Below are 17,673 nucleotides of genomic sequence, written 5' to 3' on the forward strand. Positions count from 1 at the left end.
ATGGACCGGGGTCCCGGTATCGGACACCTGGGCGATCTGGGAGACGCGACCCATGACTGCGGCCCTTATGCGCAGCAGAACGCGATTTGATCGCCTGGTCCAGCCTGCGTGTCACATGGGAGAACACCAATGAAACGCCCTGTGTCGACGCCCCAGAAACTCCAGCAGTCGATCGATCACCTGAAGGGGAGGCAACTCGGACTCGAGTTGATGCTAGCGGCCTTCGTGCGCTCCGTCGTGCCTGTCGAGGAGCACGGCGACATGGCGAACGGGCTTTCCGTGGATTGCCATTCTGCGATCGACGGCGTCCTCGTGGCGATGCCGGATGGCACCGTCAGGCCCGGTTTCGTGGCAGCCGACAATCCATCATTCCGGAGGATCGAGGACGCGGCTCGCGACGCCGTCGACGAGATCTGCATCCTCATCGCAGCCAATCGCTCGTCCGAAGATCTCGAAGCGCGAACGAAGACGTGAAGGCCGGGGACCGTGGCGTCGACCCCGGGCCGAAGACGTCGGCCAGGGTCGTGCGTTCGCGTCTCAGGCCGCCTCGCCCTCCAGCACCAGCACATCCTCGCGGCCGAAGGTGACGGTGACCGGCTGGCCACGCTCGGGCGGCGCCAGGCTGGGGCTGTTGAAGGTGTCGAGCGACACCGCGTTCTCCTGGAAGCGGACGCGAATGCGAACGACGGAGCCGAGGAAGTTCACATCCTCGATCGTCCCCTGCATGCGGTTGCGGTCGGCGCCGCGGTCCTCGGCCGAACCGGCGAGTGCGATAGCCTCCGGCCGCAGCGCCACTGAGCGGACCTCGCCGTCCCGGGCGTCGCCGACGCCCCGGGCGGCGATGATCTCCTGCCCGTCGATGCGGATCCGCTGCCCGGCGGCGTCGGTCACCTGGCCGCGCAGGATGTTCAAGGTGCCGACGAAGGAGGCGACGAAGCGGGTGCGCGGATAGTTGTAGATCTCGAAGGGCGTGCCGACCTGTTCGGCGTAGCCCTCGTTCATCACCACGATCCGGTCCGACATCGACAGGGCTTCTTCCTGGTCGTGCGTGACGAAGATGGTGGTGATGCCGAGGTCGCGCTGCAGCGCCTTGATCTCGCCGCGCAGCGACACCCGGATCTTGGCGTCCAGCGCCGACAGCGGCTCGTCCAGCAGCAGCACCTTCGGCTGGTTGGCCAAGGCCCGGGCCAGGGCCACGCGCTGCTGCTGCCCGCCGGAGAGCTGATAGGGATAGCGGTCGGCGAGATGCGGCAGCTTGATCAGCTCCAGCATCTCCTTGACCCGCCGGCCGATCTCGGCCGCCGGCTTCTTCGCCACCTTCAGGCCGAAGGCGACGTTGTCGGCCACCGTCATGTTCGGGAACAGCGCATAGGCCTGGAACACCATCCCGACATTGCGCTGGTTGGGCCGGAGGCGGGTGACGTCGCGGCCGTCGATCCTGATCGCCCCGCCGGTCGGCGTCTCGAACCCCGCCACCATGCGCAACGTCGTGGTCTTGCCGCAGCCGGAAGGGCCGAGGAAGGAGATGAACTCGCCGCGCTTCACCGCCAGGTCGAAATTATGGACCACGGTGTTCTGGCCGTAGCTCTTGCGCAGGCCGCTGATCTCGAGGAAGTCGGTCGCCGGATCCATCCGTTCACCTGCTTGCGGCGCATATGCGGTCGAGAAGGTCATTGCATCGCCGGGGAGGCACCGCGGCGACCGCGGCCGAAGAGCTGCAGCAGGCCCATGCAGGCCCAGGTGACGGCGAAGGCGATGATCGCCAGCGCCGCCGGCTCATAGGCCCGGTTGGCGCCGACCAGCTGCAGATAGGGACCGAAGGCCGGTCGGTTGAGGAGGCTGGCGAAGGTGAATTCGCCGATCACGATGGCGAAGGTCAGGAAGGCGCCGCTCAGCACCGCGGCGCGGACATTCGGCAGGATCACCCGGAACAGGATCCGGGCCCGGCCGGCGCCCAGGCTCTCCGCCGCCTCGGTCAGGGTGCGGACGTCGATCGCCCCGAGGCCGGTGTCGACCGCCCGGTACATGTAGGGCAGCGCCAGGGTGACGTAGCCGAAGGTCAGCAGCAGGTCGGTGCCGCGCTCGGAGCCGAGCAGCGGCAGGATCGAGGAGGTGTTGAACAGCTGGATGTAGCCGAACACCAGCACGATCGCCGGGATCACCAGGGGCAGCAGGGTGATGAATTCGATGACCGGGCGCAGCTTCGGCAGGCGCAGCCGCACCCAATAGGCGGTCGGCACCACCAGCAGCACCCCGACCACGATGGTGGCGAGGGCCAGCACGCAGGAATAGAGGAAGCTGGCCTGGAAGCCGGGATCGGCCAGCACGATGCGGTAGGCGTCCAGGCTGTATTCGCCGCGGCGCATGCGCAGCGAGAACTCCAGCGTGCCGATCAGTGGCACCAGGAAGTAGAGCGTGCCGACGATGAGGGCGATCCAGGCGCCGATGCGGCTCTGCCTCATCGCAGCCACCGTTCGCTGCGGGCGCGCAGCAGCATGTAGAGACCGTTGGACAGGCCGGTGATCAGGATCATGCCCAGCGCCAGGGCGTAGCCGAGATTGGGGTTGTGCAGCACGTCGCCGCGGATCTGGGCGTAGAGCAGGATCGGCACGATGTTGAGCGAGCTGCCGGTCAGGGCATAGGCGGTGGCGATGGCGCCGAAGGCATTGGCGAACAGCAGCAGCGTGGTGCCGACCAGGCTGGGCCACAGGATCGGCAGCGCGACCATGCGCCAGTACTGCCAGGTGCTGGCGCCGAGGATCGCGGAGGCCTCGCGCCATTCCTTCTTCAGCCCGTCCAGCGCCGGCGCCAGGATCAGCACCATCAGCGGGATCTGGAAGTAGAGATAGGTTAGGGTCAGGCCCCAGAAGCTGAGCAGGTTGAAGCCGGTCTGGTACAGCCGGAAGCCCAGGACGGGGGCGAGATAGGTGTCGAACAGGATCGTCACCAGGCCGAGCCGGCCGAGGGTGGCGATGAAGGCGAAGGCCAGCGGCACGCCGGCGAAGTTCGAGGCGACGCCGCAGAAGGTCATCAGCGTCGGCCGGATCCAGCCCGGCAGCCCGCCTATCACCGCGGCATAGGCCAGGAAGAAGCCGATCAGGGCGCCCAGCAAGGCGGAGGCGGCGCTGACGCGGATCGAGATCCAGTAGGCGTCGAGGATCGATTGCTGGAACAGGTCGCCGATGTTCTTGAACGTGAACGCCCCGTCCGGCGTCTGGAAGCTGCCGACCAGCAGATAGCCGGTGGGCAGCACCAGGAACAGCAGGGCGAACAGGAAGAACGGCGCCACCCCGAGCCAAGCCCAGGGGATCCCGCCCGATCGGGCCGGCGCGGCGAGGGGGGCTGCGATCGAGGCCTGGGTCATCGGCGCCTTTTGAAGGAAACCTGCCGCGACGGGTGAAGACGCGGAAGGCCGCGCCGTCCTCCGGCCTCAGCATAGGGCAGGGGAGGGCGCGGCCTCCAGCACATCACTTGACGTTGGCGCCGACCACCTTGTCCCATTCCTTGGTGATGATCGCGCTGGCCTTGTTCTGGTCCTCGAGGCTCGGGAACACGGCCGCGGTATAGGCCTCGGCCGGCGGCAGGGCCTTCATCAGATCCTCGGGGATCTTCTTGGTGTCGACCAGGTTCTGGAACCGGATCGGGTGGCAGTATCCCTTCAGGTAGCCGAGCTGGCCCTCATCCGAATACAGATGCTCCATCCACAGCTTGGCGGCGTTCGGATGCGGCGCATAGGCGCTGATCGCCTGAACATAGACGCCGGCGACGACGCCGGTCTTCGGCACCACGATCTCGATCGGCGGATTGCCCTTCAGCGTGTCGCGGTCGTTGAGGGCGAGATAGTCCCAGCGGATCACGATCGGGGTGGCGCCCTGGGCCAGCGAGGCGGCCTTGCCGATGGTCGGCACGAAGTTGCCGGCCTTGTTGAGATCGGCGAAGAACTTCAGCCCGGCCTCGGCGGCCTTCTCGGGGTCCTTCTCGGTCGACAGGCCGGCGGCCAGGACGCCCAGGATCGCCTGGTTAGAGGTGCGCGGGTCGCCGGCGAGGGCGACGGAGTTGGCGTAATCGGAGGCCAGCAGGTCCTTCCAGTCGGCCGGGATCTTGCTGACGATGTCCTTGTTCACCTCGAAGGCCAGCACGCCGTAATAGTCGCCGTACCAGTAGCCCTCCGGATCCTTGGCGCTGTCCGGGATCGTGTCCCAGGTCGACACCTTGTACGGCGCGATCAGCCCTTCGGCCTTGGCCGACGGCCCGAAGGACAGGCCGACATCGATCACGTCGGGGGCTTGGGGGCCGCGATTCCCTTTGTTCGCCTTGATCGCCTCGATCTCGTCGCCCGAGCCGGCGTCGGGGTTCAGCTCGTTGACCTTCAGGCCGTACTTGGCCTTGAAGCTGTCGATGATCGCGCCGTAGCCGCACCAGTCGTGGGGCAGGGCGATGGTGGTCAGCTCGCCCTCCGCCTTCGCCGCGGCGATCAGCTCGGCCGACGGTTCGGCCCGGGCGGCGGAGGCGACGAGCGCCAGGGCCGAGATCGACAGCACGGATGTCCACGTCGCCTTCATGTCACAACCCCCGTTGTTCACCAGTCTGTTGTCCGGATTTTAGGAAAATTTCCGAATTCGAAGTCGAGCGCGCGGTCAAATCCGGATTCCGGCGCGGACGCGGCGGGACTGTGTTGCGCTGCCCAGTCCTTGTCAAGGAGAGTCCCGATGAAATCTCCGTAATCGAGCGACCTCCGCCCGGCCAGGACATGGCAGGTGCCACACAACTTTAGACAAACTGTAATAATAACGTCACGAAACTTTGCGCCCGTCAACGACTCCCTGCAGCGGCACGATCCGTCGCATCGAGGATCGATCGGGTCGGGGCCGGGCTTTCGCCGCCCGCCGCCGCTGGCTATGGTGCGGCCTCCGATTCACTCAAGCGAGCGGGAACCGACCCATGGCAGGAAGCATCGAAGCGCGGCTGCGGGAGAAGGGCATCACCCTGCCCGCGGTGGCGGCGCCGGCGGCGAACTACGTCCCCTCCGTCATCTCCGGCAATATGCTCTACGTCTCCGGCCAGGTGCCCTTCGTCGACGGCAAGATCAGCCACACCGGCAAGCTCGGCGCCGAGTTCGCGGTCGAGGACGGCTACGCCTGCGCCCGGATCTGCGCCATCAACATCCTGGCGGCCGCCAAGGCGGCGCTGGGCGACCTCGACCGCGTCGTCCGGGTGGTGAAGCTGGGCGGCTTCGTCAATTCGACGCCGGACTTCACCGACCAGCCGAAGGTGGTCAACGGCGCCTCCGACCTGATGGCCGAGGCCTTCGGCGATGCCGGCAAGCATGCCCGCGCCGCCGTCGGCGTCGCCCAGCTGCCGCTCGGCTGCGCCGTCGAGGTCGAGGCGATCTTCGAGATCCGGTAGGCGCCTCTTCCGGCAGGAGGGGCGATGGCCGAGCGCATCATCGAGAGCCCGGACAATCCGCGCGCCAAGCTGTGGGCGGCGCTGCTGGAGAGCCGCGGCCTACGCAAGCATCGCCGCTTCCTGCTGGCCGGGCGCAAGACCGTGCGCGAGGCGCTGGCGCGGCATCCCGAACAGTTCGAGTCCCTGCTGCTGCCGCCCGGCGCCGAGGATCTGTCGGCACCGCCCGAGCTGGAACGCATCCGTCTCGGCCGGGCGCTGTTCGACCGGCTCGACGTCTCGGGCACCGGCCTGCCGATCCTGGTCGGGCTGGTGCCGGAGATGCCGGCGATCGACCTGGCCCGGCCGCCCGAGGGGCTGGAGCTGGTCTGCGCCCTCGGCGACCCCAGCAATCTCGGCGCGCTGCTGCGCAGCGCCGCCGCCTTCGCCGTGTCGCGGGTGATCCTGCTGGCCGATGCGGCGCATCCGTTCCACCCGAAATGCCTGCGCGCGGCGTCGAACGCGCAGTTCGCGCTGGAGCTGCGGCGCGGCCCGGCCTGGGCCGGTCTGGCGCAGGCCGCCGGGCCGCTGCTGGCGTTGGACGCGGAGGGGGAGGATCTGTCGGGCTTCGCCTGGCCGCGCGACCTTCGGCTGGTCCTGGGCGAGGAGGGGCTTGGCGTCCCGACTGGTCTGGCCGTGCAGCGCCTGGCGATCCCGACCACCGGCGCGGTCGAATCGCTCAACGCCACCGTCGCCGCCAGCCTGGCGCTGTACGGGCACTATCTGGCGATGCGGGCGGCGACTTGAGCGTTTTCAAGTCCCCCCTCCCCTTGCGGGAGGGGGGCAGGGGGAGGGGTCTGCGCGCGTCCGCGCGCGAATGTGCAAAGCACAGGCCTCGCCGTCGAGACCGGAGCGCAAAAGTCAGGCCGGCTCTGGCGGTGAAAACCCCCTCCCCCTACCCCCTCCCGCGAGGGGAGGGGGGACTCAAAACAGGATCAGGCCACCGCCATCTCGGCCGGCTCGTACCGTACCGGCAGGCCGTCGGCGCGGCCGATCATGCCGCGGGCGCCGGCCAGGGCGCCCGGCACCAGCTCGAGCCCGAGCAGCCGGCTGTAGTCGACCGGCCCCGGCAGCATCAGGCCGAGGGTCAGGTCGCGGCGGAAGCCGAAGCGGCGGTAGTAGGGCTCGTCGCCGACCAGGATCACGCTCCGGTGGCCGAAGGCCGCGGCGCGCGACAGCCCGGCCCGCATCAGCCGCGAGCCGATGCCGCTCGAGCGCAGCCCCTCGGCGACCGCGAGCGGGCCGAGCAGCAGCGTCTCGCCGACGCCGTCGACATGGATCGGCCAGAAGCGCAGCGTGCCGACCAGCTCGCCATCCTCCAGCGCGACGAGGCCGAGCTCGTTGACCGGCCGGACCCCGTCGCGCAGCCGGTAGACGGTCTTGCCGAAGCGCCCCTCGCCGAAGCTGTCGGCCACGAGCTCCTCGATGGCGGCCGCGTGGCGCGGCCGCTCCCGCATGATGTCCATGACCCGAATCCCCACCCGTATGAGGTTCAGATGTAGTAGGCCTTGAGGGGCGCGAAGCCGTTGAAGGCGACCGCCGAATAGGTCGTCGTGTAGGCGCCGGTGCCGTGGATCAGCACCTTGTCGCCGATCGCGAGCGAAACCGGCATCGGGTAGGGCGTCTTCTCGTACAGCACATCGGCGCTGTCGCAGGTCGGGCCGGCCAGGATCGCCGGCTCGGCGGCATCGCCGTCATGCGCGGTGGTGATCGGGTACCGGATCGCCTCGTCCATCGTCTCGGCCAGGCCGCCGAACTTGCCGATGTCGAGATAGACCCAGCGGGTGTTGTCGTTCGCCGACTTGTTCGAGATCAGCACGACCTCGGTCTGGATCACGCCGGCATTGCCGACCATGCCGCGGCCCGGCTCGATGATGGTCTCGGGCAGGCGGTTGCCGAAGTGATGGCGCAGGCTGGCGTCGATGGCCCGGCCATAGGCCTCCGGCGTCGGCACCTCCTTCAGGTACCTGGTCGGGAAGCCGCCGCCGAGATTGACCATCTTCAGCTCGACGCCCTTGGCCGCCAGGTCGCGGAAGATCGCGGCCGCCGACTCCAGCGCCTGGTCCCAGGCGCCGGTGTCGCGCTGCTGCGACCCGACATGGAACGACACGCCATAGGGGTCGAGGCCGAGGCCCGGCGCCATCGCCAGCAGCTCGCGCGCCATCGACGGCTCGCAGCCGAACTTGCGCGACAGCGGCCACTCGGCGCCCTCGCCCGAGGTCAGGATGCGGCAGAACACGCGGCTGCCCGGCGCGACCTCGGCGATCTTGCGCAGCTCCGCCTCGCTGTCGAAGGCGAACAGGCGCACGCCGAGCGCATAGGCGGTGGCGATGTCGACCCGCTTCTTGATGGTGTTACCGAAGGAGATGCGGTCCGGGGTGGCGCCGGCGGCCAGCGCGTCGCGGATCTCCACGACGCTCGCCGTGTCGAAGCACGAGCCCAGCGAGGCCAGCAGCGACAGGATCTCCGGCGCCGGGTTGGCCTTCACCGCGTAGAAGATGCGGCTGTCGGGCAGGGCTTCGGCCAGCGCCCGGTAGTTGCCGGCGACCACGTCGAGGTCAAGGACGAGGCACGGCGTCTCCGGACGTCGCTCTTCGAGAAAGGAAGCGATCTTGGTGTTCATCGGTGAGGCACTCCCCCACGGCAAGCCAGTTCAAACCCAACCGTTGCCTGAGGCGCCCCGCCTCTGCTCACCGGCGACGAAACCCGGCGGCACATGCGGATCCGGATCGCAGAGACGGGATCGCGGGACGACGCCATGGGCGCCACCCGGGAACACCATCCAGACAATCACGGAAGAGGAACCCTCTCCGCACATGCAACCGAAAAACTTCTCTTCAACCCAGCCGGCCGAAGCCGGACAGACCGAGGAGACGCGTGACGTCGTTGCTGTGCCCACCTTGGGTCGGTGCTTGGTTCGACCGGGTGGGCCGGGGCACGTGCGAATACGTTCCGAGGCGTCAAATACGGTCGGTGCCCCCCTGATGCAAGTGAAATTTTATCGATGAAGAATTTATCCCGTCGCCGTGGCGCCACAGCCTCAGCCGATTTCTAAATTCCGCCTCATTTCGTCTTGATATTGCGGGATTCTCGCGAGATAAGTTTCGCATCATGACGACCCGCTCCTCCGGCAGACCTGCCTTGCGCGCGACTGGCGGCCGCACCCGGACGAGCGCGTCCTCCGGCAAGTCCTCGCCCGGACGCCGCAAGTCGAGTCCGCGAGGCCGCAAGTCCCCGGGCCGGCGGCACTGGCTCTGGGGCGTCGCCAAATGGGGCGCGGTGCTGTCGGTCTGGGCCGCGATCGGCCTCGGCGTCGTGATCGCCTATTTCGCCTATGACCTGCCCGACATCCGCCAGGTGGCGATGCCGGAGCGGCGCACCGCCATCACCGTGGTCGCCGCCGATGGCGGCCAGATCGCCCGCTACGGCGACATGACCGGCGACATGGTCCAGGCCTCGGCCCTGCCGAAGCACCTGGTGAACGCGGTGCTGGCGATCGAGGACCGGCGCTTCTACGGTCACTACGGTATCGACCCGATCGGCGTGGCCCGGGCGCTGTGGGTGAACTGGCAGGCCGGCCGCGCGGTGCAGGGCGGCTCGACCATCACCCAGCAGGCGGCCAAGAACCTGTTCCTGACGCCGGAGCGCACGGTCCGCCGCAAGATCCAGGAGGCGATCCTGGCGGTCTGGCTGGAGATGAACTTCTCCAAGGACCAGATCCTCACCGCCTATCTCAACCGGGTCTATTTCGGCTCCGGCACCTACGGCATCGACGCCGCCGCCCGTGCGTATTTCGGCGTGCCGGCCCAGGATGTGAACCTGGAGCAGGCGGCGATGCTGGCCGGCCTCCTGAAGGCGCCGTCGCGCTACTCGCCGGACCGCAACCCCGAGGCGGCGCGGCAGCGCGCCGACGTGGTGCTGTCGGCCATGGTCGATGCCGGCTTCCTGACCGAGAAGCAGCGCCAGGCCGCCGACGACCAGCCGCCGGTGCCGCCGCGCCGGCCGGGCGGCGGCTCGGGCAGCCGCTACTTCGCCGACTGGATCGCCGACCAGGTGCCGGATTTCGTCAACACCGCCGCCCCGGCGCTCCGGGTCGAGACCACGCTGGTGCCGTCGCTGCAGCGCGCCGCCGAGCGCATCGTCGACGCCCGCATGGCGGAGGATGGCGGCAAGGTCGGCGCCAGCCAGGCGGCCCTGGTGGCGATGCGGCCGGACGGCGCCGTGGTCGCCATGGTCGGCGGCCGCGGCTACAGCCAGAGCCAGTTCAACCGGGCGGTGACGGCGCAGCGCCAGCCGGGCTCCTCCTTCAAGATGTTCGCCTATCTGGCGGCGGTGGAGCAGGGGATGACGCCGGACAGCCTGGTGCTGGACGGGCCGATCACGATCAAGAACTGGTCGCCGGGCAATTACGACGGCAAGTTCCACGGCGAGGTGACGGCGCGCGAGGCGCTGGCCAAGTCGTACAACACCGCCGCGGTGCGGGTGCTGCAGCGGGCCGGCATCAACCGCACGATCGAGCTGGCCCGGCGCCTCGGCATCACCTCGCCGCTGCGGCCGGAGCTGTCGCTGGCGCTCGGCACCAGCGAGGTCAACCTCCTGGAGCTGACCGCGGCCTATGCCGCGCTGGCCAACAGCGGCAACGGCGTCTGGCCCTACGGCGTCGAGCGGATCGGCCCGCCGGGCGGCGACCCGATCTACACCCGCTACGGCGGCGGCCCGGGCGAGGCGGTGCTGCCCTGGCATGTCGAGGCGATCAACCGCATGCTGCGCTCGGTCATGACCATCGGCACCGGCCGCAGCGCCCGGCTGGACGACCGGCCCTCGGCGGGCAAGAGCGGCACCAGCCAGGGCTACCGCGACGCCTGGTTCATCGGCTTCACCGCCGATTATGTGGTCGGCGTCTGGGTCGGCAACGACGACGGCACGCCGATGGACAAGGTGACCGGCGGCAGCCTGCCGGCCAAGATCTGGCACGACTTCATGGTCGAGGCCGAGCGCGGCAAGCCGGCCAGGCCGCTGCTGGGCGTCGACGATTCGCTGCCCGCCGCGGTGGCGACGGCGGGGCCGGGCGGCGGGGCCGCCGCCCCCGCGCCGGCCGCGATCGCGCCGACCGCCACGCCTCCGGGTGCGCCGAAGGTGCTGGTGCCGCCCACCGCCACCGTCCCGACGGTGCAGCCGGCGAAGCAGGAGCTGGACCAGAACGGCCTCGAAGGCCTGATCGGCAGCCTCGGGAACGGGTGAAGGGTTCCGGCACGGCCTTGCAGACAGAGCCGGGCGCGTGCTCTTGGATGACGGGGCGCCCGGTTCTGGACAGCGCCTCACCGACCAGCGGTGGTCCGTGAAGGGTGGCCATCGGAGCTTATGGCAGCGCTCCAGACGTATCCGGTTCGCGCCATATGCGGTCATACCAGCGTAGCTCTATAGCGGAGATCGGCGTGATGGCGCGAACCCTAGCCTGCTGCAGCTGAAAGAGCGCCAAGCTTTGCGATGGCAAGCGCTCGGCCGACAGTGAATCTCAATTCAGGACTGACCAGCTTGAGTTCTCCAATCCAAGTCGCAACTTCGGCAAGCAACTCAGGATTCTTGATGGTGTAACAAAGTTGTTCCAGTTTTCTTGAAAGGAAGGAGTTCGCGGCAACCCTCTCTGCCTCCGCTGCAGAACACTCAAGGAAGCGATAGATTGCTTCAATAGCTGTCTCCCGTCTCTCTTCTATGACTAGGCGCTCGATACATGCTTCTGCGACAGCGTTAGCAAGAGTTGTATCCTGCAGTAAGGCCGCGACATGGCCAAGAAGTGTGAGTGCATCTGCGAGTCGCCCTTCTGGATCCGCTGAAGAGTCGGACCGAATGATGCCAACCAACTTGTGAAGGCTTTCCACGATTTCGCGTGGGGGACCGAATGCTGGAATTGCCAACCTCATACTCAAAAGATGATCGACGGTTGGCTCCTGCATGAGCTCTTCATATAGTTCGCCAATGTCTTGCATTTCGGAAACAATTGGCAGATGCGGCCTTCGCGCTCCTTCCATAATGGCTGGAAGGACCGTCAAGAGTTGATAATGTTCCTCGCTAACCCATGCACGCAACTTGTCGATGCGCTCGGCCCAGGCTGGTGGGATTTGCTCTTTTGGAATTCTTGCGAAAACGCCGATTGCGCGACCACAGACGTCAGCGAGCAAAATCCGCGGATCTATCCACTCCGGTCGCCATTGGGGATCAGTCCTAAAGTCACAAAACACTGAAAGAAAATAGGATTGTCCAGCCTCCTGCAAAGACCACTGTATCAGGCTCTTATGATCGATCTTGGATACCCCAAAGGTCCGCACTAAAAGCAAAGCATGACTTGCTGCAGCTAGCCTTCGCCAGAACGCAGGTCTAGCATTCACCTTCTCATCCTTTGCGATCTTGGCAACGGTGAGGACAAGTGCTGCTCCGAACATCCCACAAGCTATCTCAAGCCACTCAAGATCCCCGAAGAGACGAACAAGAAGGCGTTCACCTAGTTCAGAAAACTCCGGGTCATCCGCCACCCAGTCTGCGCAAAGTTCGAAGGCGCCAATAAGCGAGAAGTGGTCGTCGAGAAGAAGAGCTTCTTCGAGAATCCGCTTCTTCGTTTCATTGTCGAGAGCCTCGAAGAGATTGTGCGGTACTAGGGTAGGGGCTGAAAATGTCAATGCGATGGAGCGAAAGGCCGAAGTCGGATTTCTATCTACCCGTGCAGTCCATTCTGACGCGAGCTCTTCTCTGATGAAATCAGCAAGCGCATCGGATTTAGTGGGCGGCACGGTCAGGTTGTCCCAGTGCCGGCCATCAGCTGGCAGGATCTCGCCTAAGGTAGGCTGTCTCGTCGAGGTTTCTTCGGAGAGACGGGCCTGGAACTCTTCCGGTGACGACGCCAGCGCTTCGGCCACCGCCACAAACTCGTCCAGGCCAAAATCGTGGCCACCAACAATCCGTCGCAGTTCGTCCTGCAAGCCGGAATGAATTGTTACGGAATCAAAGATGCGCTCAAGCTCACGAAGCCGCCTCTTCGGCGAACCAGACATCAAAACGGCGTGCGAGAACCTAAATCGATGCCGACCAACTTCAAGGAAACCTGCGCCTTGTGAGTCGATTGACGCCGTGACGGAAAGCTCATTGTTGCCTTCGTCAAGAAGCGACGGGGCCGGTAGGCCATCGACAGCTGCTCTGAAGACCGACAAAAGGCTTTCCCATTGAACTGTCAGATCCTCCGAAAGCCGCATCGTGCGTCTGGTCGGAATATCCCACCGCTTGACCGTTTCGAGATCTTTCAGAACGTCGCGCTGCAGCTCGCTCGACAGCTTATCCAGTGTAAAAAGGACGCGAGCCCGTTTGGAGATGACGATCTTCTTCCTAGCCATCGCTGTCCTTCGCGAGGGAGTTGATAAAGAAGCGAACCCCCTCCACAACTGCCGCATAGGTCTCTGGGGCTTGGCCACGAAGCGGATCGAGAACGCGATTCTCGATCCAGCGGTTGTAGGCCTGCATCCGCTTCTTGTCTTTCAGCTCCAGGGGCAGGGTGAGCCGTGCCGCTAGGGCTACGCTGACCGCATTCACCCAACGGGGTGGCACTTGACCATCCCACTGGTCAACCCAGTCCTCAGGATGCGCCGGCAAGTCGCGAATGGTATCGGCCAGAGTGGCGGCCCGTTGGCTATCCCGCTCCCGTCCCCAGACGGCTAGTATTGCATGATTAATAGCGATCATCGTGGTAGCGAACCACGGAATCTCTGAGGGAAAGCGGGGAAGTGCGGCGACCCTTGCCAGCAGCATAGATTCTTTCATCGCACGAAGTTCGGCCGGGTCAGAACCTCTACGGCGTAGAGTTGCGGAAACAACTTCTTCAGTGTCGAGGGGAATCAAACTTGCCCCGGCAATCCTCAGCCGGTGCCGAAACGCGTGCCTCTCACCATCTGAGATGGCTCGTCGGCTGTTCAGCTCTTCAATCACGTCGAGCGAGGTCACCACTCGCGCGCGATGACCATAGCTATCCATAGCGAAGGGCTCTTTGTTAAGAGCGCGGTCATCGATCACAACAACGTCCGCCTGCCCCAGGTTCGCTACGAGATTGAGTGTGGATGAAGCAAACGTCTCATCATCGTCATTGTCGTCATCACCGTTGGCTCTCTCTGACTTTCGTGAGCGCTGTGGGCCAAAAACGATCTTGCCCGCGATTTGCGCCTTTCGAACGGACTCGCGAATCGTATCGATGACCAGAAGAACGTCGATCGTGTGTTTGTCGTGCTCTACCAGTGCAGCTGCTTCGTCAGCCGTGCTTGAAGCGATAAAGACCTGAGGAAAGGCCTTGAGGACTGTGTCAAGCAGGCCAACGAAGTGCAGGTAGTTGAATGCCAAATCATCAATGTACAGTGGATATTTTGGATCTGGACGAGCCGGGCTAGGCCAGCCGCTGTCCTGTAGCGTGAAGTAATGCTGCGCCGTCTCTTCCGTGCTTTGATCGGTTAGGCCATTGTCTTGCAGAACTCCCAAAAGGCTGTGCATGTCGGCAAGCCGTTGTGCATAGGGCGAAATATCTGCGTTCTGATTGAGGACTCCTGGCTTGTGAACGGGGGCCGGACGAAGAACGACGCCATTGGTCGACTCTGCTGCACGCAAAAGCCCCGCTAGCTCATCGCCAACTTCGACAACAAGGGGATCGTGCCGAGAAAGTGATGTTCGAACGACTTTGATCCTCCCAGATGCGATTGCTTGCTGAAGCCGTTCGGCACGCCTCAGCCTGGATTTCTGAAACTCACGGATGCGCCTCCGGCCCTCGAAGAGCTCACGGAAAACCCCACTTGGGAGGACAACTTCTTGGAAGATATCAAACACCTTGGGGAGCAAACCGAGCCAGCCAAGCACGAGGAGCGCGGTGAAATCCAATGCTAGTCGCTTGATCTCACCGAACGCTCCAGGCTGTCTGCGACCCGAGAAAACAGGAACCGCAACCTTACGCCGTGCATCTGCAAGCGCGGCGTTGCGAGTAAAGTTGCGCAATAGAACATCAACAAGAGTCGTGCGAAGACCCAGAATAGCTATAGTCAGCGGGATCTCGCCTCGCACGACGCCTTCTTGGATACGACTCGTCTGCTCATTCCATTCCGTTTGTCTTTCCAGAAGGTCCTTTAGCTCAAACCGGCGAATGGGACCATCGGGCCCTGAGAGGTCCAAAGCGCGACGAAACCATTGGTGCGCTTCCTCTTTAGTGTCCTCCAGACCTTCTTCGACATAGACAGTATAGGCCCCGAGCAAGACATTCGGGTCGTCAGCACCTTTGGCAAGCGCAGCCGACACCAAATCCCTGTGCGGGCCCTGTCCTGCCGCCTGGGACAAACGAGCTGCCCGGATCAATGCGATGGCGGGCATGTTAGGGGCGGCCTGAAGATAGGCGTTCAGCGGTTGTGACAACGCTTCCCACTCGCCACTTTCGATGGCAATCGCAATCTCAAGATCGAGATCGCGTGTTGTGGCTTCTTGAGCAAGCCGCCGGGCTTCGGCGAGCGCTTCAGCGAGGCGGCCGCGGCTAAGCAGTTGCCAGGCGTAATGGCGTCGAAGCCCGCTGTCGCGGTCTACTACAGCATTATTGGCTTCAAGCACCCGCATGAAGCTGTCATCGTCCCCAGCCTTAGCATAGGAATGCGCCGCGAACGCAAGGTCCATCGGATCACCGGTCCTCTCAAAGAGCTCCTCGGCACAGGGACCAATAGATCGATGGTCGTGGCGCTGACTGAGAACAGCAATCAGATCACGAAGCGCTCCCGTTGTGCCGGTCGTGTCATAGGCCCGCTTGAACTCGGTCACGGGATCCGCTCCCTCGGCCGTCGACACTTCGGCACTCAGGCGAGCAAGTTCATCAGGCTCGATAGCATCGCGATTGGCATCGAGGACAGCCCTGGCGCCGCTCGCGTCACCCGCACGGGCGAGTGCCTGAACTTCGATCATGCGGATCGAGGGCTTTCCAAACGCGTCGTCGAGCCTCCCCCGGTGCCGCGCGATGAAGGCAGCCAGCGGGGCTGTATTCCCATGATCCTCCATGAGAATTGCAAGACCAGCCCGAAGTTCGTCCTCATTCAATCCGCCGAATGCAGCTCTGTTCTCTAGGTGCTTGAGAATGGGGGCCGGGTTGAAATTTGGCAGATACGCCAATGCGAATTGAATACGCTTCAGGGCTATGGCCGGATCCTGCATGTCGGACTCGAGCCGCGCCCGAGCCGCTTGGCGGTGAGAAGGGTGAAGGAGCTCGAACCAGTAGACATAGTCTTCAGCGACTCTTGTGGTTTCGGGCAGCCCGAGTTCCTTGACAATGGGAATAAACCGGCGGATGTCCTCAATGGCTCCATCGAGCGTTGCCGCTGTTTGCTCGCTCGGCGTGACCGGGCGGACTCGCCGGATGTCGAGTTGCAGCCCCATCAGAGCGAGGCGCTGCTCTGGCTTGGCAAGGACCGAGGCGAAGCGTATGGCACCACGCAAGAGCAGCAAATACGGACAATCTTCGAAGTTCTGCTTACAAAGGCTTTCAAGTAGCTCCTTGGCCTGCTCGTATTCTTCTTTGGCGAGATGGAAATTGCAGATGGTAAAGATGCCACTGGCTGAAAGATCGCGGATGCGGAGCCTTTGACCCTCGAGCCAACGGACAGCGGCGTCGACACCATGGGCCTTCGCGACGATAGAGAGCAAGGTCGCCTGCGAATCAGGATCGATCTCGTCCCGGAGGATTTGTATCGCGGCATCAATGTCGCCGTGTGCTTCGGCGAGCCGAGCTCGCGCGGGAGAGTCGGTGTCTGGCCCTCTGAGTCCAGCCGCGGCGTCCATGAAACGCTCAGCGGCCGGCAGATCTCCTTTTACGGCAGCACTTCTGGTTGCGCGAAGGAAAATACGTCGACGCAACCCCTCCGACAAAGGGACCAAGTTGCCATCCAGAATTTGCTGCGCTAGAGGTTGAAACTGATCTTGCTTCTGCAACTCCGGAAAAAAGCTTCGTTGCTGTGCCTGCTTGTATCGAGATGAAAAATCCCGCTCTAAAGCATCCCTTGCTATGTCGAACTGCGGGCTGGGATTGATTTCCAGACTGGGCTTCCGGATGGAATCCAACACTTCCGAGAACGCGGTACTGAGGTGAGTTTCGAGGCCACTGCGTGGAATGGATATGTAGGTTGCCTTCTCAAGTATTTTGAGGAGGGCTGCCCGTGTGAGCGCGCGTTTGGATGTCTCCGGCTCGACGACTGTTTCCAAAACGTGCTGGAGGATTGCCCCAACCGCTTGCATCGCGGTAGACGGTGGAATTTTCAAGTGTTCATTCGCAAATACGATAACGCGATCTTCTAGCTGCTGCTTGACTTGATCAAAACCAGGAGCTCCGCAGTCCCAGAAGATACGGCGCAACAGTTGATTTCTCAATTGTTCGTCGGTAAAAGCCTTGATGTACTGCTTGGTTATGTCGTTTAGATCAATCCGCTCCAAAATTTTGCGCAGGGGGCCAATATCGGCGCCGCCTGCTGCCTTTTCCCAGTATTTCAGTGTCGGTTCGCCGGCGGCCCGGTCCTCGACCTTCTGTTCGGTCCCGATCTTCGAAGTCGTGAGGAATCGCAGCGCTATTTCTTTTTCAGGATTACGCTTTATCAAATCCACGAAATCATCGATAGCTTGTCGGATATCGGATGATTTAATGGTGACCTTTGCTCGAGTATCTTTCACCTGGACAGCCTTGAGTGCCCCCTTGGCGGCTGTCGCATAATCTTGCGCCACTTCTAAATAGAGCTCCTCGTCGCCACCTAAATTTAGCCAGGCCAGAGCCGAAACGTAGAGTTGATAGGCATAACCCTTTAGCGAGGCGACGGCCTGACCGGCCGGATCTCCTTGAGGCACATCGCTGGGCTTCGAGACGAAAGGGGTACCCATGACTCCAGACATAACATGTAAGCTGTCGAGATACCGGCCCGGTTCGGGACGACGATGACCTCTTCTTGATCTATTGTCGCTGGCGCGACGGAGCCGAGACTAAGGTATGAGGCAATCCCAGCGCATAGCAGCAATCATCGAGGAATCAGTTCCATTATCTAATCAGAGCCGACCGGCCCAAATTAGTAAAGAGCGACAACACCCACCACCTGAGATACGATCATGGGCGCAGCGGCTGGAATGTCCGCTTCGGGGAAGCCCGCGCGGCCTCCGAACGGCGGCAATGGGACGGAGCGGCTTCCAGAGGCATTG

At 63.8% G+C, this 17,673-nt stretch carries 12 protein-coding genes; 4 read left to right on the plus strand and 8 right to left on the minus strand.

Annotated elements, in window-relative coordinates; genetic code table 11:
- The first annotated feature begins 129 nt into the window (after positions 1-129).
- Positions 130-474: a hypothetical protein gene (locus G537_RS0108955; RefSeq protein ID WP_026869830.1), complete on the plus strand. Its 345-nt coding sequence runs from the start codon at positions 130-132 to the stop codon at positions 472-474.
- Between the two features lie 63 nt (positions 475-537).
- Here the strand turns inward: G537_RS0108955 and G537_RS0108960 are convergent, their stop codons facing one another.
- From G537_RS0108960 to G537_RS0108975, 4 genes are all read right to left on the minus strand, one after another.
- Positions 538-1,632 (minus strand): ABC transporter ATP-binding protein, encoded by a 1,095-nt coding sequence (locus tag G537_RS0108960; RefSeq protein ID WP_026869831.1) that lies wholly within the window; start codon positions 1,630-1,632, stop codon positions 538-540.
- A gap of 38 nt (positions 1,633-1,670) precedes the next feature.
- Positions 1,671-2,462 carry an ABC transporter permease gene (locus G537_RS0108965; RefSeq protein ID WP_026869832.1) on the minus strand — a complete coding sequence of 264 codons (792 nt, stop codon included), beginning with the start codon at positions 2,460-2,462 and terminating at the stop codon, positions 1,671-1,673.
- Positions 2,459-3,364: an ABC transporter permease gene (locus G537_RS0108970; RefSeq protein ID WP_026869833.1), complete on the minus strand. Its 906-nt coding sequence runs from the start codon at positions 3,362-3,364 to the stop codon at positions 2,459-2,461. Before G537_RS0108970 ends, G537_RS0108965 begins: the two co-directional genes overlap by 4 nt.
- Positions 3,365-3,467: 103 nt before the next feature.
- Positions 3,468-4,562, minus strand: coding sequence for an ABC transporter substrate-binding protein (locus G537_RS0108975; protein WP_026869834.1), 1,095 nt, complete (start codon positions 4,560-4,562; stop codon positions 3,468-3,470).
- Positions 4,563-4,941: 379 nt separating this feature from the next.
- On the opposite strand from G537_RS0108975, the gene G537_RS0108980 reads away from it, so the two are divergent.
- Positions 4,942-5,406, plus strand: a complete 465-nt coding sequence (locus tag G537_RS0108980) for a RidA family protein (protein ID WP_026869835.1) — start codon at positions 4,942-4,944, stop codon at positions 5,404-5,406.
- 24 nt (positions 5,407-5,430) lie between these two features.
- Positions 5,431-6,189 (plus strand): TrmH family RNA methyltransferase, encoded by a 759-nt coding sequence (locus G537_RS0108985; protein WP_026869836.1) that lies wholly within the window; start codon positions 5,431-5,433, stop codon positions 6,187-6,189.
- Between the two features lie 188 nt (positions 6,190-6,377).
- On the opposite strand, the gene G537_RS37090 is transcribed toward G537_RS0108985, so the two are convergent.
- Both G537_RS37090 and G537_RS0108995 read right to left on the minus strand, forming a co-directional pair.
- Positions 6,378-6,908, minus strand: coding sequence for a GNAT family N-acetyltransferase (locus G537_RS37090; RefSeq protein ID WP_051248209.1), 531 nt, complete (start codon positions 6,906-6,908; stop codon positions 6,378-6,380).
- Between the two features lie 26 nt (positions 6,909-6,934).
- Positions 6,935-8,065: a type III PLP-dependent enzyme gene (locus G537_RS0108995; protein ID WP_026869837.1), complete on the minus strand. Its 1,131-nt coding sequence runs from the start codon at positions 8,063-8,065 to the stop codon at positions 6,935-6,937.
- Positions 8,066-8,583: 518 nt separating this feature from the next.
- On the opposite strand from G537_RS0108995, the gene G537_RS37095 reads away from it, so the two are divergent.
- Positions 8,584-10,683, plus strand: a complete 2,100-nt coding sequence (locus tag G537_RS37095; RefSeq protein ID WP_162146095.1) for a transglycosylase domain-containing protein — start codon at positions 8,584-8,586, stop codon at positions 10,681-10,683.
- 209 nt (positions 10,684-10,892) lie between these two features.
- Here G537_RS37095 and G537_RS43585 read toward each other — a convergent pair whose 3' ends face one another.
- On the minus strand, positions 10,893-12,824 hold the full coding sequence (locus tag G537_RS43585) for a hypothetical protein (RefSeq protein ID WP_155888549.1): 1,932 nt from the start codon (positions 12,822-12,824) through the stop codon (positions 10,893-10,895).
- The gene (locus G537_RS43590; protein ID WP_155888550.1) at positions 12,817-17,373 is read right to left on the minus strand and encodes an HTH domain-containing protein; all 4,557 of its coding nucleotides are present in this window, start codon (positions 17,371-17,373) and stop codon (positions 12,817-12,819) included. Before G537_RS43590 ends, G537_RS43585 begins: the two co-directional genes overlap by 8 nt.
- Between the last annotated feature and the right edge of the window lie 300 nt (positions 17,374-17,673).

This window comes from Inquilinus limosus DSM 16000 (genome assembly GCF_000423185.1).
Taxonomy (GTDB): Bacteria; Pseudomonadota; Alphaproteobacteria; order DSM-16000; family Inquilinaceae; genus Inquilinus; species Inquilinus limosus.